24 protein-coding genes are annotated in these 20,633 nt (G+C 38.3%); 6 read left to right on the top strand and 18 right to left on the bottom strand.

Annotated elements, in window-relative coordinates:
- The first annotated feature begins 20 nt into the window (after positions 1 to 20).
- On the top strand, positions 21 to 644 hold the full coding sequence (locus DTA23_RS22970) for a 7-carboxy-7-deazaguanine synthase QueE (RefSeq protein ID WP_075993340.1): 624 nt from the start codon (positions 21 to 23) through the stop codon (positions 642 to 644).
- Positions 645 to 747: 103 nt separating this feature from the next.
- Here the strand turns inward: DTA23_RS22970 and DTA23_RS22965 are convergent, their stop codons facing one another.
- From DTA23_RS22965 to DTA23_RS29750, 4 genes are all read right to left on the bottom strand, one after another.
- Positions 748 to 1,995 (bottom strand): hypothetical protein, encoded by a 1,248-nt coding sequence (locus DTA23_RS22965; RefSeq protein ID WP_112376147.1) that lies wholly within the window; start codon positions 1,993 to 1,995, stop codon positions 748 to 750.
- A gap of 135 nt (positions 1,996 to 2,130) precedes the next feature.
- Positions 2,131 to 3,207, bottom strand: coding sequence for a Gfo/Idh/MocA family protein (locus DTA23_RS22960; protein WP_112376146.1), 1,077 nt, complete (start codon positions 3,205 to 3,207; stop codon positions 2,131 to 2,133).
- 18 nt (positions 3,208 to 3,225) lie between these two features.
- Positions 3,226 to 3,468: a phosphatase PAP2 family protein gene (locus DTA23_RS29755; RefSeq protein ID WP_256604704.1), complete on the bottom strand. Its 243-nt coding sequence runs from the start codon at positions 3,466 to 3,468 to the stop codon at positions 3,226 to 3,228.
- A 4-nt stretch (positions 3,469 to 3,472) separates the two neighbouring features.
- Positions 3,473 to 3,817 carry a phosphatase PAP2 family protein gene (locus DTA23_RS29750; RefSeq protein ID WP_256604626.1) on the bottom strand — a complete coding sequence of 115 codons (345 nt, stop codon included), beginning with the start codon at positions 3,815 to 3,817 and terminating at the stop codon, positions 3,473 to 3,475.
- Positions 3,818 to 4,396: 579 nt separating this feature from the next.
- Here DTA23_RS29750 and hisG point away from each other — a divergent pair.
- On the top strand, positions 4,397 to 5,248 hold the full coding sequence (gene hisG / locus DTA23_RS22950; RefSeq protein ID WP_046674456.1) for an ATP phosphoribosyltransferase: 852 nt from the start codon (positions 4,397 to 4,399) through the stop codon (positions 5,246 to 5,248).
- 22 nt (positions 5,249 to 5,270) lie between these two features.
- Entirely contained in the window at positions 5,271 to 6,560 is a 1,290-nt protein-coding gene (gene hisD / locus DTA23_RS22945; protein ID WP_112376145.1) for a histidinol dehydrogenase, read from the top strand.
- Between the two features lie 98 nt (positions 6,561 to 6,658).
- Here the strand turns inward: hisD and DTA23_RS22940 are convergent, their stop codons facing one another.
- Genes DTA23_RS22940 through DTA23_RS22930 form a run of 4 tightly spaced genes read right to left on the bottom strand, consistent with a single transcriptional unit; the run spans position 6,659 to position 9,462 of the window.
- On the bottom strand, positions 6,659 to 7,573 hold the full coding sequence (locus tag DTA23_RS22940; RefSeq protein ID WP_112376144.1) for a YARHG domain-containing protein: 915 nt from the start codon (positions 7,571 to 7,573) through the stop codon (positions 6,659 to 6,661).
- The gene (locus DTA23_RS22935) at positions 7,570 to 8,211 is read right to left on the bottom strand and encodes a DUF2306 domain-containing protein (RefSeq protein ID WP_112376143.1); all 642 of its coding nucleotides are present in this window, start codon (positions 8,209 to 8,211) and stop codon (positions 7,570 to 7,572) included. Before DTA23_RS22935 ends, DTA23_RS22940 begins: the two co-directional genes overlap by 4 nt.
- Positions 8,212 to 8,218: 7 nt before the next feature.
- Positions 8,219 to 8,533 (bottom strand): ABC transporter permease, encoded by a 315-nt coding sequence (locus DTA23_RS30640; RefSeq protein WP_370445130.1) that lies wholly within the window; start codon positions 8,531 to 8,533, stop codon positions 8,219 to 8,221.
- Positions 8,534 to 8,559: 26 nt separating this feature from the next.
- On the bottom strand, positions 8,560 to 9,462 hold the full coding sequence (locus tag DTA23_RS22930; protein WP_370445129.1) for an ABC transporter permease: 903 nt from the start codon (positions 9,460 to 9,462) through the stop codon (positions 8,560 to 8,562).
- 185 nt (positions 9,463 to 9,647) lie between these two features.
- On the opposite strand from DTA23_RS22930, the gene queA reads away from it, so the two are divergent.
- Both queA and DTA23_RS22920 read left to right on the top strand, forming a co-directional pair.
- Positions 9,648 to 10,697 carry a tRNA preQ1(34) S-adenosylmethionine ribosyltransferase-isomerase QueA gene (gene queA / locus DTA23_RS22925; protein WP_070567689.1) on the top strand — a complete coding sequence of 350 codons (1,050 nt, stop codon included), beginning with the start codon at positions 9,648 to 9,650 and terminating at the stop codon, positions 10,695 to 10,697.
- 84 nt (positions 10,698 to 10,781) lie between these two features.
- Entirely contained in the window at positions 10,782 to 11,465 is a 684-nt protein-coding gene (locus tag DTA23_RS22920) for a 2-C-methyl-D-erythritol 4-phosphate cytidylyltransferase (RefSeq protein ID WP_112376142.1), read from the top strand.
- A gap of 4 nt (positions 11,466 to 11,469) precedes the next feature.
- Here DTA23_RS22920 and DTA23_RS22915 read toward each other — a convergent pair whose 3' ends face one another.
- The 9 genes from DTA23_RS22915 to DTA23_RS22875 all read right to left on the bottom strand — a co-directional run bounded on the left by DTA23_RS22915 (position 11,470) and on the right by DTA23_RS22875 (position 18,349).
- Positions 11,470 to 11,625: a lmo0937 family membrane protein gene (locus tag DTA23_RS22915; protein WP_104382583.1), complete on the bottom strand. Its 156-nt coding sequence runs from the start codon at positions 11,623 to 11,625 to the stop codon at positions 11,470 to 11,472.
- Positions 11,626 to 11,703: 78 nt separating this feature from the next.
- Positions 11,704 to 12,471: an MBL fold metallo-hydrolase gene (locus DTA23_RS22910; RefSeq protein ID WP_070567693.1), complete on the bottom strand. Its 768-nt coding sequence runs from the start codon at positions 12,469 to 12,471 to the stop codon at positions 11,704 to 11,706.
- On the bottom strand, positions 12,468 to 12,740 hold the full coding sequence (locus DTA23_RS22905; RefSeq protein WP_070567695.1) for a hypothetical protein: 273 nt from the start codon (positions 12,738 to 12,740) through the stop codon (positions 12,468 to 12,470). Before DTA23_RS22905 ends, DTA23_RS22910 begins: the two co-directional genes overlap by 4 nt.
- Positions 12,741 to 12,825: 85 nt before the next feature.
- Entirely contained in the window at positions 12,826 to 13,944 is a 1,119-nt protein-coding gene (locus tag DTA23_RS22900; RefSeq protein WP_218565452.1) for a glycosyltransferase, read from the bottom strand.
- A 15-nt stretch (positions 13,945 to 13,959) separates the two neighbouring features.
- Positions 13,960 to 14,910 carry a glycosyltransferase family 2 protein gene (locus tag DTA23_RS22895; protein ID WP_046674669.1) on the bottom strand — a complete coding sequence of 317 codons (951 nt, stop codon included), beginning with the start codon at positions 14,908 to 14,910 and terminating at the stop codon, positions 13,960 to 13,962.
- A 98-nt stretch (positions 14,911 to 15,008) separates the two neighbouring features.
- On the bottom strand, positions 15,009 to 15,611 hold the full coding sequence (locus tag DTA23_RS22890; protein ID WP_112376141.1) for a DUF4199 domain-containing protein: 603 nt from the start codon (positions 15,609 to 15,611) through the stop codon (positions 15,009 to 15,011).
- Positions 15,612 to 15,616: 5 nt separating this feature from the next.
- Positions 15,617 to 16,291 (bottom strand): hypothetical protein, encoded by a 675-nt coding sequence (locus DTA23_RS22885; RefSeq protein ID WP_070567700.1) that lies wholly within the window; start codon positions 16,289 to 16,291, stop codon positions 15,617 to 15,619.
- Between the two features lie 4 nt (positions 16,292 to 16,295).
- Positions 16,296 to 17,564, bottom strand: coding sequence for a dihydroorotase (locus tag DTA23_RS22880; RefSeq protein ID WP_112376140.1), 1,269 nt, complete (start codon positions 17,562 to 17,564; stop codon positions 16,296 to 16,298).
- A 215-nt stretch (positions 17,565 to 17,779) separates the two neighbouring features.
- Positions 17,780 to 18,349, bottom strand: a complete 570-nt coding sequence (locus tag DTA23_RS22875; protein WP_070567704.1) for a UbiX family flavin prenyltransferase — start codon at positions 18,347 to 18,349, stop codon at positions 17,780 to 17,782.
- 349 nt (positions 18,350 to 18,698) lie between these two features.
- Here DTA23_RS22875 and DTA23_RS22870 point away from each other — a divergent pair, with 349 nt between their 5' ends.
- Positions 18,699 to 19,349 carry an ankyrin repeat domain-containing protein gene (locus DTA23_RS22870; protein ID WP_112376139.1) on the top strand — a complete coding sequence of 217 codons (651 nt, stop codon included), beginning with the start codon at positions 18,699 to 18,701 and terminating at the stop codon, positions 19,347 to 19,349.
- Here DTA23_RS22870 and DTA23_RS22865 read toward each other — a convergent pair.
- Positions 19,346 to 20,629, bottom strand: a complete 1,284-nt coding sequence (locus tag DTA23_RS22865) for a DUF2851 family protein (protein WP_112376138.1) — start codon at positions 20,627 to 20,629, stop codon at positions 19,346 to 19,348. The two genes, DTA23_RS22870 and DTA23_RS22865, sit on opposite strands and share 4 nt — an antisense overlap.
- Positions 20,630 to 20,633 lie beyond the last annotated feature (4 nt).

Genomic DNA, 20,633 nt, shown 5'->3' with positions numbered 1-20,633 from the left:
TGCAGACTGAAATTTTAACTATGTCAAATCAAGTACCAGAAGACGGAACACTATTGCCCTTAATGGAAGAATTTTACACTATTCAGGGAGAAGGCTACCACACCGGGACTGCTGCTTATTTCATACGATTGGGTGGTTGCGATGTGGGCTGCCACTGGTGCGATGTAAAGGAAAGTTGGGATGCATCTATCCACCCCCTTACAACCGCAGATTCGATTATCGAAAATGCAAAGAAATATCCGGCAAAAACAGTTGTCATTACGGGTGGCGAACCACTTATTTATAATTTGGATTACCTAACAAAAGGACTTCATGAGGCGGGCATTAAAACGTTTATTGAAACCTCAGGTGCATATCCTTTGAGTGGCGAATGGGACTGGATATGTTTATCTCCAAAAAAATTCAAAGCTCCACGGAAAGATGTGTTAGAAGCTGCTGGTGAACTTAAAGTTATCGTTTTCAATAAAAGCGATTTCGCATGGGGAGAAGAATACGCACAACTTGTAGGACAAAACTGTAGATTATACCTTCAACCTGAATGGTCGAAATCTAAAGAGATGACACCTTCTATTATTGACTACGTAAAAGAAAACCCTAAATGGGATATTTCACTACAAACACATAAGTTCTTGAACATTCCTTAATCGTGCAAATGCACAATTAAATAGACACATAAAAAAGGCCTTCGATAGTATCGAAGGCCTTTTTTATAAATAATAAATTTATATTAATGCATGGACTTTAAAATCACTTCACATAGGTCTTTAAAAAAGCTTCCAGGTCTAACGTTTTCGTTTCTTCACCCTCCTTCTCCCGGACCAGAACATTTCCAGCATTATCAGCATCTAAAAATAATAAGTTCGCCTTTAATAAAATCTTCCCATTTTCATCCAACAATCCAACTTTTCCATTTTCAGAGAACATCAAATAATTGTCTAAAAATTTACTGATATTTTCCTTCTTGTCAAGCAGAACTTTCCCTTCCTGTGTAACCAATCCAAAATTACCATCCTTCTGAAAAATAGCAAGTTTTTGATTTGCTGGCGTAAGCCAGTCAAACCCTTCCTTATTTACCTTCCCCCCCTTCTTATCCAACAACCAAAAATAATTATCCTTATCTGAAACAATAGCAGTCTGCTCATTAAAATACGCTAAAGAGAAAAGAGAGCATGGCAGCACATCTTCTCCCGCCATGTTTTTTATACCATAATATTCATCATTGGTATCTTTATCCTTGACCATGGTCCATTTAAGTGACTTATCCAATGGGAAAGTATCTTCAAATAAACTCACATCTTCCCCCTCACTCGTATTACCTCCCCCCGAGATATCAATCACCTTTGCATTTTTGGGAAGCTCGAAATCTGCCGCAGAAGATACATTGGTGACTTTCGTTGTTTCAAAACCAAGATCATTGTTCTCACCCAAAGACAATTTGAGCACACCTCCAGGCAAATCATTGATAAATGAAAATGCCGTCAAATAATAAGTAGGCACCGCTTCCGAATACCATACCGTTGCTACTGCAGAATCGGCATTGTTTTTTATAAATAACTTTGCTTTCTTACAGGTAATTCCCGCTATCGATTCGATCTCGCCCATATCTTGCAGATGCACATAGGGACCTTCCGACTCCCCTAACTTCGCACTGACAATCTTATAGGCTGGATTGTATGCTTCGGCAGTAACAATATCATCGCCGACCGAATACGAATATGTTTTTGCTAATTTTCGATTTAAAATAGCATGTGCTTTTTGATTCACTACAGTGGAAGAATAATCGGCATCAGCTAAAATCTCCACATTCCGATAAGCCATTTTTCCTTTCAAAAATGGCTCATAAAACTCTTTTGCAAATTCCGGAACTTCATTTTCAAATTTTTCAGGGGAAACTTCACCTTTAAACACCAACTCCATCTGCCATTGCTTATCTTGTGCATAGGTTGTCGAAATTGATAATCCAAATAATAGTGCAACGTTGAGTAAATTATTCATAAGAGTGATAAATATGTAGCTAAATAACAAAAGACAGACCAAAAAGCCTATCTTTTACGCTATTTTTTTATTTATTTACTTTTTTCTCTTCATATTTCCATAAAATGTAAAAACGTGATCGCTAAGCAAAATGAACTACAATTTTATCATCTGTTTTGTTTTCACCGCTTCGTCACATGCCAAAGCAATCCGTAGACTATTAACAGCATCTTCCATCGAATCAGAAAGGTCCAAATTATCTACAATCGCCTGCAGAAAGAATAATTGCTCCCGATTACATAATTCTTGATGATCAGGCTCATCAGATAAGTTGACCCACTCATCGACCTTCGTAAATTCGTTTGCCGAATCTAAATCGGCGTAATGTACGCGAAGGCTTTCTGTTTGTGTATGGGATGCTACCGAATCCGATTTACCTTCATCGCTTGCTTTGTTTGCGATAATGGAAACGGCGCCCTTAGGTCCAAAAACGTCCTTTACAAAAAAAGCGTTTTGACTGACCATTGGTCCCCATCCGGCTTCATACCATCCTACGGACCCATCTTCAAAATGCAGCTGCAATTGTCCGTAGTTGTAGTTCCAGGCAGGAATCTCATCGGTTAACCGTGCACCTATTGCAGATACATACAATGGCTTCGCCCCCACCATTTGACACATGACATCAATATAATGAACTCCGCAGTCAACAATGGGACTTAAACTAGACATCAGATTTTTATGCACATCCCACATATACCCATGGCTCTGCTGATTCAGGTTCATACGCATAACAAGTGGCTTTCCCATTGTTTTGGATATTTCAATAAATTTGATCCAGGAGGGATGATACCTCAAAATATATCCAACAACCAATTTTTTATCGTATTGCAGCGCTGCATCGACGACTTCCTGCGCCGAAATCACGTCTTCAGCTAAAGGCTTTTCAATAAAAACATGAGCGCCAGCCTGAAAGGCTTTTATAGCATACGCTTTATGTGTATCTGGATAGGTCGCAATACAAACGGCATCCGGTTTCGTTTCCTGAAGTGCATCCTCATAAGATTCAAACATTTTATAGTTACCTCCCAATTGCTCATTCAGTTTACTTTTGCTCTCCCCGCGAGCTACTAGACCCACAATTTGAAAGCCATCTAAATCGTGATATGCCTTCGCATGAGATGCGCCCATATTTCCACATCCAACAACCAATATTTTAATAACCTCTTGTATCATTTTTTTTCTATTGCTATATTATTTCTTTAATCCATCCAAAGCAAAGGCCGCTCCCGTTCCTAGTACAGCTCCTGTTAATACATCGGAGGGAAAATGTACGCCCAAATACATCCTTGAATATCCCACGCTACTCGCCCATAAAAGGGATGGCGCAACGACGTACCACTTCGAGTAGGCTCGAGACAAAGCAGAAGCCGTAGCAAAAGCAGATGACGTATGACCAGAGGGAAAGGAATACCCACCGGCTGTACGAACCGATATGAAATTAGGATATTTTTTTAAATGGTCTACTTCGCTTAAAGATATGTTTTAAACCAACATTCACTAGCGCTGTTACAGCCGTACTACTGGCGACATACAGGGCATTCTGACGCATTGCCTTATCATCGTTGACCGCACCTGCCACCAGTAAACCAACAGGAACAGCTATCTGAATATAGTTATTGATATCAGAAAGCACTTTAAATGTTTGTGTTTGTGGCGCTGTCCGAGTCTCAGCTATGGACTCCAATATCCGGATATCTAACGTAGACGCTGGACTTTCTTGTCCTAGAACAGGGCCATAAAGACAGTTAACGCAACAAATAAAAATAAAAGCTAATCTTTTCATCTAACAAATAATTGATCTAATTTACAATTCCCTTGAATTAGGTACCACTAAACACACTACTCCAATTTATTAAACAACAACTTCTCCCCCCACTATTGTCACTTTTATCCGCTATTAACTTAATAAGTCACTCCCCAATCCTTAAAAATAAGGAAATTTATGAGAGTTGTCACCCTATCAAGAAACATTTCGATTGGACAAAATTTCACAGCTCACTATTGGAGTAATTCAAACAGCTTACTATAGGATAGGAAATCAGCATTGTCATTTGTCTAAATTATAGTGTATTCCCCAATCAATGACCTAGTTTTTACAATTTTTTCAAGAAAATTGAATTCATTTCAACAACAAGTCCATTAGGATAAGAATTTTAAAATGATAGTCTTGCATTTCCCATTAATTTACTATACATTTGCTTGCAGTTATTAATACAAACATGGTCTATACTTGCGTACATCATTTTCATTTTCATCATCGCCATTGTGGCGATATGTTAATTTAATGTGTTCTTACGTAGAATACCTTCCCTCTTGTTTGATTTCTTATTATTAATAATTTACTGCTAACATTTATAAAGCGTTGAAAAATCTTAAAATTGCTATCCAAAAATCGGGTAGGTTAAACGAAAAATCTGTTCAATTACTGAAAAATTGTGGTTTAGACTTCGAGAACTACAAAAGTTCTTTAATCACCACGGTTGGGAATTTCCCACTCGAAATATTATTTCTGAGAGATGATGATATTCCGGGATATGTGGAACAAGGTATAGCCGACCTGGGCATCGTCGGTGAAAACATCATTGATGAGACCGAATCTAAAGTAGAATACATCAAGAGGCTTGGTTTTGGAAAATGTACATTGAAACTTGCTATTCCCAAAGATAGCACCATCCAAGACATTAAAGACCTTAACGGCAAAGCAATCGCAACCTCTTATCCAAATATCCTAAAGAATTTTCTAGACGAGTATAAGATCAATGCAGATATCCGTTTGATATCTGGCTCAGTTGAAATTTCCCCCGGTTTGGGTCTTAGTGATGCGATCTGTGATATCGTATCGACCGGTGGAACACTAAAAAGTAATGGTTTGAAGCCTTTTGCTGATGTTAAAAATTCAGAAGCCATATTGGTCGGAAGAAAGGGATTGGAAGGCAATGAAGTTTTGGCGGAATTAGTGCAACGTATCGAATCTGTTCTTTTAGCAAAAGAAACTAAATATGTGGTATTGAATGTCGAAAAGAAAAATTTGCCGGCTATTACTTCTTTATTACACGGTGTTAAGAGTCCTACGGTTGTTCCACTGGCAGAAGAAGGTTGGGTTGCTGTACACACTGTTATCACGGAAGATGACTTTTGGGATAAGATCAATAAGTTAAAAGCTGAAGGTGCCCAAGGTATCGTTGTAATGCCAATTGAAAAAATCATCCTTTAAACTTGACACGCGAGGTACGACTATGTTAAAAAAATATGATTACAAGACCCTAGGGAAAGAGGAAATACAACAATTGGTTGCCCGAAATATGGACCCCAACAATGCAATTCAGGATGTTGTTCAGGAGATTATTCAACAAGTACGTCAACAAGGTGATGTGGTTCTGCGCGAATATGCCGCCAAATTTGATAAAGTTGAACTTGACAGATTATATTTAGACGAGGAAGATATCGACGCTTTGGCGTCTACCATAGGCCGTGATCAACAGAGAGCACTTGAAATCGCTTTTCAAAATATCCATAAATTCCATAGTACACAGCTAAAAAGAGAGCGTACGGTTGAAACGATGCCCGGTGTAAAATGCTGGCGAGAAGTCCGTCCGATTGAAAAAGTTGGACTTTACATCCCTGGCGGGTCAGCAGTTTTACCAAGCACGCTTTTAATGCTTGGTGTCCCGGCAAGGATAGCTGGATGCAAAGAGATCGTCGTTTGTTCTCCACCTCAATCCAATGGAAAAATCAATGGCTTTGTCGCTTTTTGTTTAAAATTACTTAAGATAAACAGAATATACTTAGTTGGAGGTGCTCAGGCTGTTGCAGCGATGGGTTTTGGAACGGAGACCATACCAAAAGTGGATAAGATCTTTGGCCCGGGCAATCAATTTGTCACAAAAGCAAAATCCATCATACAGGGGCTAGCAAATGTCAGTATTGATATGCCTGCAGGACCATCCGAAGTGCTGGTCGTCGCGGATGAATCGGCAAGCCCAGCATTTGTGGCAGCAGATCTTTTGGCACAGGCTGAACATGGAGCCGACAGTCAAGCAGTCTTGGTTGCAACATCCAATGCGCTAGTTGATGCAGTCAACACAGCCCTTGTAGCCCAGTTAGCGGTTTTGCCACGCAAGGAACTCGCTTCAAAAGCGATTGAAAATTCCTATGCAGTAACTGTTGAGACGCTTCAGGAGGCCATACAGTTTTCAAACGATTATGCACCGGAACACCTTATTTTGGAGACGGACCAATGGGAATCCTTAACACGCTATATCAGCAATGCTGGTTCTGTTTTTTTAGGGCACTTAACACCTGAAAGCGCAGGAGATTATGCCTCAGGTACAAATCACACACTACCGACATCAGGTTATGCACGCTCCTATTCAGGCGTATCGGTAGATTCTTTTGTTAAAAAAGTTACCTTTCAACATATAAACGAAACCGGGCTTCAACAAATCGGATCAGTGGTTGAAATACTCGCTGAACTCGAGGGACTACAGGCGCATAAAAATGCGATTTCCATTCGGAAGAAAGGATAAAACATCACAATCAATCACACAAAAAAGGCTTTACATTGTAAAGCCTTTTTTGTGTGATTGATCGCATAAATATTGTCTCATAATGCTAACTGGATTATCTATCTTCCAAAGGTGTCATAATTATCTGTTGCATATTTTTCAAACCTAGTCAGCAAGGCTATATTATCTTTTTCCAGTTGACTTAAGTCTGCACTCACATCTTTTGAAATAGGTACATACCAATCTACAGGCTCAAAAAATTGGCGAATGCTGGGTTTAGTAAACGCATAGCCATGTCGGGCGAAAATGGTATTCCGAATAATTTCCAAATCTAATTTCTTGAGGTTTTTCAGATCTTTCTCTGTCAACTTTTGCTTAGACGCATTTACAGTAAAGACTGCGGGAGATGCAGATCTATAATATTGTATAATGTATGTATACGTTGAGTCACCATCCACGTCAGTTTCCTCTTTTCTTTTTTCATTAATCCAGTCAACCAAGGTCCCCTCCTCTCCATCCTGATTTTTAAGCATCAGATTTGGATTATAGGCAGATTGTTTTTTCAACAATTTAAAGTTTCGCTTTTTGATCTTTACACCCTGGTCATACGCAGACCAGTTACCAATTAGCGTGTCATGATTAAGCTTAATTTCAAAACGCCCGTCGGATTTTCTGTCTCCAGGTTCATCCAATAATAAGCGAATATCAGCACCGTTTTCTTCCAACTTCCCTACAAAAGAGCGCAGATTCCCCTTTACAACATTCTGTCCATAAACACCTCCTTTATCGGTAATTTTCTTTATCGTCAGATTTATCTTCGGAGCGTAATCCGTTGTTGGCAAACCCTCGTCTTCTCCAAGTGTACTTTCATCAACAACAAAGTCGCCAACCCAATTACCGTAAAGTTCCTGATGGGCCTCACGCTCGACGGCAACAGTATCTTTTATTTCGGCAGTTTCATTCTTTTTACTTTTCCCATCCTTACAACCAAGGACTGCTCCAAGCAATAACAGTAAACAAAGGTTTTTCTTCATAATTTATGATTTTTTTGATAAATAATAAAGTCCGCCAGCAACAAATTAGGTATCCATCCCAGCCATGCAATAATTTGATAAACATCCATGGGATTGGGCTGAAAGAAGTATACTAAAGCAACCTTCCAAAAACGTAGGGTCAATGCCGAGCAGGTTAATGCAAAACTACGGATCATAAAATCACGGTGTTTATCAAATTTTCGCTGACTCGCCAAACGAACTGCCCGCCATGTAAAATAGCACCATCCAAGCCCCAATAATTCAAAGGCAATAATAGCGGTTAACCCGCCATTCGCCACGGATCCAATAAGCAAACCTGAAGGAGCGGCAAAAACCAAAATGGCGAATACATATAAATACCCGATACTTCGATGGACTCGCGGATATTTATTCAATAGATAAGTATTAAACTGCGTAAAGCCGGCAGGCAAGGCAAAGATAGCCGTGCAAACATGGATATAAAACACGTAGCGATACCACCAAAGTGATTCTATTTCGGTCTGCTTAATCATCAAGAAATTAGCATCGAGAGAGAAGCCGCGATAGCGAAAAGTAATTTCAGCCATCAACAGGCAGCTGTAAGCAAAGATTAAAAGCCAAAATCCATGTAATATCGAAAATTGAGCCCTTTTAAACATACCTTTTTTATTTACTCCGAATCGCTTCTACCGGATCCAATCGAGAAGCCATTAAAGCTGGAACAATGCCCGATATTAACCCAATAAAAGTAGAAAGTGAAACAGTAAGCATTACCATTTTCAAACTGACCACAATAGCAACGCCAGTCGAAGCTTGTACCACAAAAGCCAAAAAATAGACGACAACGAGACCAATCCCTCCACCCAACAAACAAAGTACAATAGACTCTACTAAAAATTGTGAAAGAATAAAGAAATTTTTAGCTCCTAGCGCTTTCTGAATTCCGATGATATGTGTACGTTCTTTGACACTTACAAACATAATATTGGCAATGCCAAAACCGCCGACTAAAATTGAAAAAATACCAATTGAAAACCCGCCAGATTAATGATACCAAAAAGCTGATCCAATGCACCTGTGATCATTGTTGTCTGGTTAATGGAAAAATTCTCCTCCCGTTGTGGTGATATACGACGAATCGACCGCATAAGTGTTTTCGCTTCGCTCTCAGCCTCGCCAAGCGTGTAGTTCGATTTAATAACCATCGCTATACTCGGTGAGAAATTATCATAGTTGACCAAATTTCTAGCCAGCTCAAACGGAATAAAGGCTGTATCATCCGGAGAGGTATTAATCAATACACCATTTCCTTCTTTCTTTAATACACCAATAACCTGAATTTTTCGGCCTAACATATTGATATATTTGCCAACTGGTTCCTCATTAGGAAAAAGCCCCTCTGCAATATTTGCGCCCAACACAGTTACAAGAGCTCCACCCCTCGACTCACTTTCAGCAAAGTAACGACCATCTATAATATTCAAATTTTGAATGTAAAGATTTTCGTAAGTCGCAGCATTAACCGATGAGCCTTGGGCCGAATTATTTTTATATTTAATAGTCGTATTGCCGATATTGATCATATACGCCATATACTCAGCCGTCGTCATCCGGCTTTTTAAATCCAGGTAATTATTGTATGTGGGTTCGGGTCTATTCAAGTATTTCCACCAAGGGAAATTTGGGCCGCCATCCCAGGGCCATTTTTCGATATACAGTGTTTTGCTGCCAATCTTCTTTACTGATTCCTCTATATTATTCCGTAGGGTATCTACTGCAGAAAATACACCAATAATCGTAAAAATACCGATGGTCACACCCAGCAGCGAAAGTAAGGTGCGAGTACGATTGTCTTTCAATGCCGAAAAAGCAAACTGACAACTCTCCAATATCAATCTAAAAAATAGCATAATTGTATTCTAAAATACAATATAGTTTTGATTTAATGTCAAAATCCCCAAAAATATATACATTAATTAGAAATATGGCTCTTCCATACCCGAAAAAGTTATAACTTTGTATGCTTTTGGCAGCCTGGTATTTGGTGCACTGTAATGCACTGAAAGGCAGATATTAATATATACTATTATTAAAGATGAAGTTATCTCAATTTAAATTCAACTTACCAGAATCATTACTTGCTTCTGAACCTTCTGAAAATCGTGACGAATCACGCTTGATGGTCCTACATAGAGATACTGGTAAAATTGAACACAAAATTTTCAAAGATGTATTGGATTATTTCGATGACAAGGATGTCATGATCTTAAACAATACTAAAGTTTTTCCAGCGCGCCTTTACGGTAATAAAGAAAAAACTGGAGCGACGATTGAAGTTTTCTTGTTGCGTGAATTGAACAATGAACTTCGTCTTTGGGATGTATTGGTAGACCCTGCGCGTAAAATCCGTGTAGGCAACAAATTATATTTCGGTGATGATGATTTATTGGTTGCCGAAGTGGTTGACAATACAACTTCTCGTGGTCGTACAATTAGATTTTTATTTGACGGTACCGATGAAGAGTTCCGCCGTAATATCGAAATCTTAGGTGAAACTCCGCTTCCTAAATATATCAAGCGTAAAGCTACACCGGAAGATAAATTCCGTTATCAAACAATCTATGCAAAAAATGAAGGGGCTGTCGCTGCACCTACAGCGGGACTTCACTTCTCCAGAGAGTTAATGAAACGCTTGGAACTAAAAGGCGTTGATTTTGCAGAAGTTACTCTTCACGTTGGGCTTGGAACTTTCCGTACCGTTGAAGTCGAAGATTTAACCAAACATAAGATGGATTCCGAACAGTTTATCATCACTGATGAGGCTGCGCGCGTTGTTAATAAAGCTATCGATAACAAACGTCGTGTGTGTGCTGTAGGAACGACTTCTATGCGTGCAATAGAATCTTCTGTTTCGGCAGACCATCACTTAAAAGCGGCTTCTGACTGGACCAGTAAGTTCATCTACCCTCCTTACGATTTCAGTATTGCAAACTCGATGATTACAAACTTCCACACGCCAGAATCTACACTTTTGGTGATGATTGCTGCTTTCGCTGGTTACGAAAACGTCATGAATGCATACGAAGTTGCAGTAAAAGAAAAATACAGATTCTATAGCTATGGTGATGCCATGTTAATTATCTAATGATTTGATATAACAAAAACAGAAAACGTGGATGGCTTCATAACTATCCACGTTTTTTTTAAATAAAAACCCTTCAATAATACCATGAATTTTGCCATAATCGTTGCTGCAGGAATCGGAAACAGGATGAAAAGCGATCTTCCAAAGCAGTTTCTTAACTTGGATGGGCTGCCGATCGTGATGCATACTATTGATCGCTTCTATCAATCCAACACCATTTCAGAAGTTATCTTGGTAATCAGTGAAGCAATGGAAAGCTATTGGAACCAGTTATGTGTAAAGTATCAGTTTGACAGACCAATACATATTGCATTTGGCGGAAAAACTCGTTTCGAAAGCGTAAAGAACGGTATAGACTACATTAAACAAAACTTCGACATTGGTCCTAAAGATTACATCGCCGTACACGATGGAGCTCGTCCGATTATTTCGGACGATTTAATTAGAAAGGCTTTTCAGGGAGCTTACGAACACCAAGCAATTGTATTGGCACAAAAGAGTGTTGAATCGGTGCGTTTAGGAAATATATCCACAAATACCGCCACAGATAGAAATCAGATTTGGCTGATACAAACTCCACAAGTCTTCCTCGGAACATTGTTGTTAAAATCCTACCAACAAGATGAAGATCCACTTTTTACAGATGATGCTTCAGTGGTCGAAAAAACGGGCAAAAGTATTTATATTGTTGAAGGTGATTCTAAGAATATAAAAATCACCTATCCCCAAGACTTACAAATTGCCCAACTTTATTTAAAACTAATTTAAATGGTTAAGCATTGCCACGAATAACACGTAGTAATACAACGATAATTGCAATCACCAAAAGAATGTGGATGATATTATTTCCAGCCGCATAACCTCCAAAAAAGCTTATCGCCCAAATGATAACTAAAATAACGGCGATGATGTACAGTAAATTTCCCATTTCCTTATAATTTAATACCTAATTTATTTTTTATAGGTATAACAACGAAAAAAGGACTATAGTTTTATATTAAATAGATTAGGTTATATCCAACTGTAATCTGTCATAGGCTAGAAACATATTTTCGGGCAATTCTCCTGAAACAACTTCATGCAATCCCATTCGATGTCCAATATGTGTAAAATAGGTTTTGTCGGCATGAATATCATCGGCAAATTCAATCGCCTCTTCCAACGTTAAATGTGAAATATGAGATTCCTTCTGTAAAGCATTTACGACAAGAATCTTTACTCCTTCCAATAATTTTCTTGATTCGTCAGAAATGAACTTCGCATCAGTAATATAGGCGAAATCTCCAATTCTAAAGCCCAACACAGGCATTTTATAATGCAGGACCTCGATAGGCATAATTTCCTTTCCGAATAAAGACAATGGCACACCAGCCTTTATCTCTTCCAAATCCAGTCTAGGCGCTCCTGGGTATTTAATTTCCGTAAATGCATAATAAAATTCACGCTTTAGTGCTTCATGAAGTGCTTCGGTGCCATAAATTGAAATAGAACTATGCTGCTGATAATTAAACGCTCTAACATCGTCCAGTCCCGCAATATGATCTTTATGTGAGTGCGTCATTAATACGGCGTCCAAATGCATAACTTTCTCGCGCAGCATCTGGTATCTAAAATCAGGACCGGTATCGACAACCAATGTATGCTGATTGTATTCAATAAGAATAGAAGAACGTAATCTCTTATCACGTTTGTCTTCAGATTGACAGACCTGACATTGGCATGCTATTACTGGCACCCCTTGTGATGTTCCGGTTCCTAAAAATGTTATTCTCAAGCTACAATTTTTGATTTCAACACATCTTCATATAGTGGAAGAAATTTTTCAGAAATAACCTCCGAATCAATATCAATATCCAGTAATATATTCCACAGTGACTGGATTTTTATTTCAAGATTCGAAAACTTATTGACTACGACCACTTTTGTCGTCTGCAACATACAGGCACCGGTACGAAAGGAACCTTTCTCGTACCTCACTTTATACCCCTGCTCTTTGAAAAACTCCTCTATTTTCGTTAAACTGCTTTGTGTAAACGGTAACAAAATCTCTCCTCCTTTTAAATTCTACCTAAGTCTCCCAAACTTAGATAAATTTGATTTTATATACAAATAAAATCACGAATGTCAATCAATCGACCAACTTAAGGAGTTCATTGCCAAAAGTATCCCAGCTATATTTCTTTTTCTCGTCAATAATATTTGTTCTAAATTGCTCTTCTTTATTGTAGTGGTAAAATGAAAAAATACCGTCGGCCATTTGACGGGCATCAGGTTCCACGACATAACCAACATACTCATGCTGAACTAATTCAGGCAATCCCCCAACGTTACTGACAATCATCGGTAAATCAAAATGATAAGCAACCTGCGTAATTCCACTCTGTGTAGCACTCCGATAGGGCAAGACCACACAATCTGCCGCTGAAAAATACCTTCCGACCTCCTGATTAGGAATAAAATCAGTATGCATAAAAATAAACTCTTCCAGTTTATACTTTTTTATAAGGTTCAAATAAGGAGCAGGGTCACCATAAAATTCGCCTGCGAGCAGCAATTTCACCCCAAGGGTACGTATTCTGGGATCAGCCAATGCCTCCAGGAGGATATCCAAACCCTTGTATTGACGAATAAAACCAAAAAACAATACGACTTTATCCCCCTCGGCAATCTTAAGTAATCGACGTGCTTCCTTTTTACTCTGATGTACACCATAGTTATCATAGAGTGGATGCGGCGTATATACCGCTGGCATTTTCGGGCTTAACATTTTCAGATCTGCCAGCACACTTTTACTCATGGTGAGACAAGCATCAACAGACTTTAAAAAATAACGAATCAATAAGCTATCCCCTATCCGTTGTTCATGAGGAATGATATTATCAGCGATGCATACAATCTTAGTATGTTTATTTTTTCGAACTTGTCGTTGAATTGTTCCCAAACAAGGTCCAAAAAACGGCATCCAAAATCGTACAATAAGCAAATCATAATTTGCCTTTTTTAGTTCTTTACCTACCTTAATCCAATTAAATGGATTAATGGAATTGACCGTGGTCTTAATATGAAGGCCAGTTGGTGCTGGCTCATCCGAATATTGAGACTTTCCGGGAAAAAGGAAATTAGGATACTGTAAGCTGAAAGAATAGATGTCCACTTCATGCCCTGCTTCCTGAAAGTGAAATGCCAATCGTTCATTAAAAGATGCTATCCCACCGCCCCTTAACGGATAAGCGGACCCTAAAATCACAATTCGCATAATTAATTAAATGACTTTCTCAATTTGATAATCATTCCGATCGGAGCTGCTTCTAGACACTAACTCAGCCAAAAAACCAGTCAGAAATAATTGTGTTCCCAAAATAATCGCTGTCAGCGCAAAGAAAAATAAAGGTTGATCTGTTATATCTCTAAATGGTGTGCCGCTGGCGATACTCATCAATTTGTGGCAAATTAAATAAATGGAGATAAATAAACCTGCAAGAAAACTAATCACGCCCATAACACCAAAAAAGTGCATCGGTCTTTTCGAAAATTTCCCGACAAAAAATATGGATAATAAATCCAAGAAACCTTTCACAAAACGACCCGGGCCAAATTTGGTGGTACCATATTTACGTGGGTAATGCTGTACTACCTGTTCCTGTATATTGGTAAATCCTGCCCATTTCGCAATAACAGGGATATAACGATGCATCTCGCCATAAACTTCGATGTTTTTGACAACATCTTTTTTATAAGCTTTAAGACCACAATTAAAATCATGCAGGTTATAAATTCCAGACATCGATCTTGTCACCCCATTGAATAATTTGGTTGGGATTGTTTTGGTCAATGGGTCATAGCGTTTTTGCTTCCAACCCGATACTAAATCCGCTCCCTTATTCACGATCCGATCATACAGTTCAGGAATCTCATCTGGACTATCCTGTAGATCTGCATCCATTGTAATAACCACATCGCCCTGTGCAGCAGCAAAGCCTACATTTAAAGCCGCAGATTTTCCGTAATTGCGTCGGAACTTTATCGCAGAAATATTCGTGTTCTTTAACTTCAACTCTTCGATAACTTTCCAAGAATTATCTTTACTCCCATCATCAACTAAAATAATTTCATAGGAAAAATGATTGGCCGCCATAACGCGGTCGATCCAAGCTGTCAATTCGGGTAAGGATTCTTCTTCATTAAATAAAGGAACAACAACAGAAATATCCATGTGAATGTTAATCATGCTAAAAATGTAGTATTATAATACCAACAAAGGTATTACTTTTTCAGTAATACCTTATAGGGTCAATTTTATTTTATTAAACACTAATTGGTCTCTTGTTTGATCACCAATTTTTCTCGTTTTGTCAAGGCTGATAATAGTAATGCAAAAACAAATTGAAACATCAGCGTGATAGCCAACCCTTTGAGCACCTGCCCTAGCGTTATCTTTCCAATAGCATCAACTTGCTTTTCAAGTTCCGCGATTTTTGAATCGATAACCTCATCCGGCACATTGTTCTTTTCCATATACTCAATTGTAACATTAATTGTATGTGTCACCACCTTTTCTTGTAAAGTTGGATTAATGAAATTAACATACGCCTGTGTCCCAATTGTTGAAATAATAGTGGAAATAGCAAGCATCATAAATATGGATTTTAATGCTATAGAAAAATTCCAGTATCCGCCATTTGCTTTCCTAAGAGAGAAAGCGAAAAGCGCAGAAATAATAACAAAAAGACCAGTATTAACAATAAATGACATCGACATTACCCCCCAAAAGGAATTTAAGTCTTTGACAACAAACAAGACGACTAATCCGAGAATGAAAGAAATTATTCCCAGGATAACACCGTAAATAATACTTTTCTTTTTGTCAATTACCGCATCAAATCCTACATTACTTTGGTTGATTGAATCTGCCATAAAAATTATTTGTTATAGTAAGTACTAATTATTTGGTAAAGTGCAATATCAAATGCCTTATTGGAAGACGCTTCTGCATACTCTTCAAATTGTTTTTCAGATGGTTTCAACTCACTAAAGAAGCTCATGATAGGATAAAAAAGTTCGTAGACTTCACTTCTCGGATTTAATCCTTTTCCTACTTTTGCAATTTCAGCATACGGGCTATCTACTACAATTTGATTGGCAATGATATCTTCATAAATTTCATGCTCATCCTGAAATTCATCTTCATCAACTAATAAAAATTCCTTTAAGAAATCATCCAATTCAGGTTCAATCTCATCGTCCTTGCATTCCCCTAAATAAAGAAAAATATTCAACAATTCTGTTCCCCTATCTATAGTTTCATCTTCTATAGCCTCCCATTCCTCGGAATCCAAATAGTCATCTTCAAGCTTTAAAACATCATTGGAGAAAAAGTTCATGAGTAAAAGGTCTACATAAACCTCACGCAACTCATCAAAAAGTGGATAATCATCAAAAGATTGATCCAACAGTTCTAATTTCTCTAAATAACTTGCTTCCGTATTGAATACGGCAATAATCTTTTCAAGAAATTCCGGGGCAGTCGAGATCCCATCAACCTTGCCATAATTTAATATACCTGCCTCAACGGCTGCTTTAATATTTGCTTCCATGGTTTTAATCGTTTTTTATGATTTGATTATTATTGATGATCAATTCGACAGCACCTTTTAAAGTCTGTCCAAATAATGGAGAATTTTTAGATTTAGATCTATTTGTTGTTTCATCGAAGTTCCAAATCTTCACAGGGTCAAATACGACAAGATTGGCTATTGCTCCCTCCTCAATAAGAGGAACTTCAAGTCCTAGAATCTGCCGGGGTCTAACTGAAAGACTATTGACAATTTGTTCTTCATTTAATCCAGCACGAATCAAGAGTGGTAATACGGTCTGCAGTCCAATAATTCCATTTTTTGCAATATGGAATTCAACATTCTTAAATTCTATTTCATGCGGTGTGTGTTGCGAAACGACAGCATCGATAGTACCGTCCTTAACGCCTTTAAGTAATACCTTCAGATCTGCCTTTGTGCGTAATGGGGGGCTTACCTTATAATTACTATCAAAACCGACAATATCATCATCAGTAAACACCAATTGATGTGCAGCAACATCACATGTTACTGGAAGACCTTTTGCTTTCGCTTTTTTTATCAGATCGACAGCTTCTGGAGTGCTGATGGATGCAAAATGAATTGGAGCTCCAGTATATTCCGCTAAATACAGATCACGAGAAACCATTAACGATTCGGCCAGGTTAGGAATACCTTTCATTCCCAAATAAGTACTCATCGCACCTTCATTCATTTTGTTTCCACCTGCCATAGACTCATCTTCAGCATGTGAAAAAATCAATCCATCGAATCCCTTAGCGTATAACAACGCTCTGCTCATTAATCCCGCCTGCTGTACACTCCTGTTTCCATCACTAAAAGCGACAGCACCCGTTTGCTTCATATCAAATAGCTCGGCCAGTTCTTTCCCTTCTCTCTTTTTACTGATCGCTCCAATTGGATGTACATCAACAATATTTCCTTTCGCTGTATTGACAATAAGTGCAACCTCGGAACGGCTTTGAATCGCCGGTTCGGTATTAGGCATTACGGCTACTCCAGTAAATCCTCCAGCAGCAGCTGCTGCGCTTCCACTAACGATGTCTTCTTTGGTTTCTAATCCAGGTTCTCCAAAATTGGCATGTAGGTCAAAAAAACCTGGCGCTAAAACTTTTCCGGCACCATCTAAGGTTTCTATGTTTTTATCAGCTACTTTGACAGATTTTCCAATCTGTGCAATCTTTCCCTTTTCGATAAATACATCAACTTGCTGCTGATGAAATTCGTTACCAGGTAAAATTACTTTAACAGAAGTAATCAATAAGCTTTTCATATATGAATGTGATTGAAATTAAAAGGATACAACTTGTTTATCGAAGCGGGTAGCGAGCGAAGTAAGAATGGACAGACAGTGGCTTTATCACTATAAATCATATAGCTATAAATAACTTTTTCGCGTGATGCTCGTGATTGCTTCATTTCGAGAAACAAAGTTACAAAATACAAATTTATTATAGAACATTAAAAATAGATTTCAACGAGGAATAACTAGGCATTTTCTCCCCACTGATAATGTTTAAATTCAAACCCAGCAAGACTCAAAATCCGATCAACCACGGTTTCCGCGACTTCGTCCAAAGTCTTTGGTAAGCTATAGAATGAAGGTGATGCCGGACAAATGATACCTCCGGCCTCTGTCACCAATTTCATGTTCTGGATATGTATAATACTTAGTGGTGTCTCACGGGTAACCAAAATCAATCTTCGTCGCTCTTTTAGCACGACATCGGCCGCTCGGGTTGTCAAATCAGAAGACACACCGTGGGCTATCCTTGATAATGTCCCCATTGAACACGGACAGACAATCATAGTATCATAGCGAGCCGATCCTGATGCAAAAGGAGCAAAGAAATCACCCTTGTCATAAAACTTGAACGGCACATCCTGATAACTCTCATCGCCCAACTCCGCACGCCATACATCCTTCGCATTATTCGACATCACAATCCCAACCTCTGCGATCTGTGTTTTTAATACCAATAGTTTTTTAAGTAAAACTTTAGCATAGATTGAGCCGCTAGCTCCAGTAATGGCAACAACAATTTTTCTCTTAGACATCTCTTTTAAAATAATAAAAACAAAGCTATAAAAAAAGGGTCGTAGTGAGAAACACCCGACCCTACATCTACCTATGAAAAACATGCCCTTGGGAGGGGCTTAACAAAAGTACATCTACTTTTTAATTTACAAAAACATTATGCGCATTACTACACATTTGTGTATATAAAATACCCTAAAAATTCCTTTTTCCCAGATTTTAAGATCCAATTCACCCCGCAAAAAAAAACTTCTTCCAAATTTCAGTTCAATCCAAAGGAAAATTAAATACAAATATTTTCGCAAATCAAACGCTTATTCTCATCAATAAAGTCTATTTTAGTAACAACGTTAGACAATTTGTTAAGACATGAACCTTTCCGTTTTAGAACAATATATTGAAGAAGGCAAAAGCCATGATATCGACTTATTATTGATTGGGAATCCCGAACTTTTACAAGAAACAACGAGTCATGGAATTTCTCCCCTACTATTGGCTTGCTATTACAACAAACCCCAGATCATACGGATACTTTTACAACACACCAAATCCATGACTATCCATGAGGCTTGCGCGGCTGGGTTAACTTCATACTTGGAGGCCATTATTTCGCAAGCACCATCTGTTGTCAATGAATGGTCGTCACAGGGCTTTACGCCATTAACTTTAGCAACATATTTCAACAAAACAGACATTGTACGTCTTTTACTGTCCAAAAAAGTCAATCCGAATGTCGTAACCAAAAATGAACAACTCACCACTCCGCTACATATTGCCGCTGCAAACAACAATGAAGAGATCGGTAAGTTGCTAATCGAGGCCAATGCTAATGTCAATGCCATTCAAGCGACTGGCGAAACTCCACTTCATTTCGCTGCCCAATATGGTAATATCGATTTTATTGTTGCCTTACTCGAAAATGGAGCCGACACCAGAATCATCAATATTTCAGGGTTAGCTCCAATGGACCTGGCCTTTGAAAAAGGCCATAAAGAGATCGCAGAGATCTTAAAAAATTAATTTCTTTTTAAAATTTCGCATCCGATTCTGCAATGAAGGCAGCGTTTCCGATCACAGTAAAATCTCTTTAATTGTAAAATCCCCTGACTTTGCAATGCGCTTTGAAGATGCCAATCATATTGGGCAAACTGTCTCACAACCATATTTTTTTCTGAAGGAAGCTGCTCCAAAAGAGTTAGGGCCCTATCAATATAGGTCTGAATACTGAAATATTTACCGTATGAAAAAAGAAAAACAATAATCACATTAATAACAAGCGTGTCAATAGTTTCATTACCCAACCGAAGTGTTTCTTTTATCTTCGTTTTTGTACCAAAGGAAAAATGTCCGTCAAAATAATCACTTAGCGACGCTATCTTAAATAATTTTCGAGCTCTTTCCAAATCATCGACAGCCAAAATCTTAGCAACGCCCAACTCGTTCTTGCTAAACAAGACAGCTAATTGAGCAATTCGCCGTGCGGGAAAATTATAAGGTCTCATTCTCATCCTCTTCCAAACCCCATAAACAACCTCTATACCGTGTACATGCTTTTGATACTCAAATTCACCGGCTAACTGCTTCATATACTCGCTTCCTGACTCCTGAATTAACAACCCACTAACCCCAAAGAAAAGAGCTTCTATTTTAAATAGGTTTGAACGATATTTTTGTAAAATGTTCCAAGGTAATTTCTCCCCAAGCTCCTGAAATGTATCGGCATTAACTTTTAATCCTATACATCTGCAAATCCATACCCATAACGTTTTTTCCCAATCCGTATTAAATTGATCTAAAATCAACAAAACTTGTTGAACCTTCATTTCTAGGCGTTCAACAGCTAAAGTACTCAGCCACATGGATTTTTTAAAAAGATCAATTGAACCAAACTGAAACTCACAAGGTATCGAACTTTTTGCGTTCATCATCGTTGAATACCGTTCCAACAGATGCTGTTCGACATATTCCGAAAGCACCAATGTCGGTATTGATGTACCGTCATTTCGGTAAATAACTTTATCGTTTCTCCAAACCACATGTAAGATAACGTTATTATAAACGGCATCTTCTTGATGACAATGTCGATCCCAATCCGAAGATTGGATATGCATCTCGACATGACCAAACCAATCATTATCTTTACACCTAATATGTGACATCAGGAAATCGGGGCCTGAATCTGTATTGTATTGCCCCACATGAACAACGGCCAAGGGTTCACCATCCGTAGAATGCAACCCATTTGCACGAAATAGCCGAAGTTTCCAGATAAACTGCATTAAGTTTTCTGTAACTAACATAATT

The organism is Sphingobacterium multivorum (genome assembly GCF_900457465.1).
GTDB lineage: Bacteria > Bacteroidota > Bacteroidia > Sphingobacteriales > Sphingobacteriaceae > Sphingobacterium > Sphingobacterium multivorum.
This window is presented reverse-complemented; position numbering and strand designations above follow the sequence as displayed.

Bases quoted from the DNA above. Each gene is read 5' to 3' on its own strand.
- DTA23_RS22875 (WP_070567704.1), bottom strand. From the start codon at position 18,349: ATGTCTAAGAGAAAAATTGTTGTTGCCATTACTGGAGCTAGCGGCTCA.
- DTA23_RS22960 (WP_112376146.1), bottom strand. From the start codon at position 3,207: ATGATACAAGAGGTTATTAAAATATTGGTTGTTGGATGTGGAAATATG.
- DTA23_RS22935 (WP_112376143.1), bottom strand. From the start codon at position 8,211: ATGTTTAAAAGGGCTCAATTTTCGATATTACATGGATTTTGGCTTTTA.
- DTA23_RS22920 (WP_112376142.1), top strand. From the start codon at position 10,782: ATGAATTTTGCCATAATCGTTGCTGCAGGAATCGGAAACAGGATGAAA.
- hisD (WP_112376145.1), top strand. From the start codon at position 5,271: ATGTTAAAAAAATATGATTACAAGACCCTAGGGAAAGAGGAAATACAA.
- DTA23_RS22915 (WP_104382583.1), bottom strand. From the start codon at position 11,625: ATGGGAAATTTACTGTACATCATCGCCGTTATTTTAGTTATCATTTGG.
- DTA23_RS22895 (WP_046674669.1), bottom strand. From the start codon at position 14,910: ATGGATATTTCTGTTGTTGTTCCTTTATTTAATGAAGAAGAATCCTTA.
- DTA23_RS22930 (WP_370445129.1), bottom strand. From the start codon at position 9,462: ATGCTATTTTTTAGATTGATATTGGAGAGTTGTCAGTTTGCTTTTTCG.
- DTA23_RS30640 (WP_370445130.1), bottom strand. From the start codon at position 8,533: ATGTTTGTAAGTGTCAAAGAACGTACACATATCATCGGAATTCAGAAA.
- DTA23_RS22880 (WP_112376140.1), bottom strand. From the start codon at position 17,564: ATGAAAAGCTTATTGATTACTTCTGTTAAAGTAATTTTACCTGGTAAC.
- DTA23_RS29750 (WP_256604626.1), bottom strand. From the start codon at position 3,817: ATGAAAAGATTAGCTTTTATTTTTATTTGTTGCGTTAACTGTCTTTAT.
- DTA23_RS22870 (WP_112376139.1), top strand. From the start codon at position 18,699: ATGAACCTTTCCGTTTTAGAACAATATATTGAAGAAGGCAAAAGCCAT.
- DTA23_RS22890 (WP_112376141.1), bottom strand. From the start codon at position 15,611: ATGGCAGATTCAATCAACCAAAGTAATGTAGGATTTGATGCGGTAATT.
- DTA23_RS22885 (WP_070567700.1), bottom strand. From the start codon at position 16,291: ATGGAAGCAAATATTAAAGCAGCCGTTGAGGCAGGTATATTAAATTAT.
- queA (WP_070567689.1), top strand. From the start codon at position 9,648: ATGAAGTTATCTCAATTTAAATTCAACTTACCAGAATCATTACTTGCT.
- DTA23_RS22965 (WP_112376147.1), bottom strand. From the start codon at position 1,995: ATGAATAATTTACTCAACGTTGCACTATTATTTGGATTATCAATTTCG.
- DTA23_RS22940 (WP_112376144.1), bottom strand. From the start codon at position 7,573: ATGAAGAAAAACCTTTGTTTACTGTTATTGCTTGGAGCAGTCCTTGGT.
- DTA23_RS22865 (WP_112376138.1), bottom strand. From the start codon at position 20,629: ATGTTAGTTACAGAAAACTTAATGCAGTTTATCTGGAAACTTCGGCTA.
- DTA23_RS22970 (WP_075993340.1), top strand. From the start codon at position 21: ATGTCAAATCAAGTACCAGAAGACGGAACACTATTGCCCTTAATGGAA.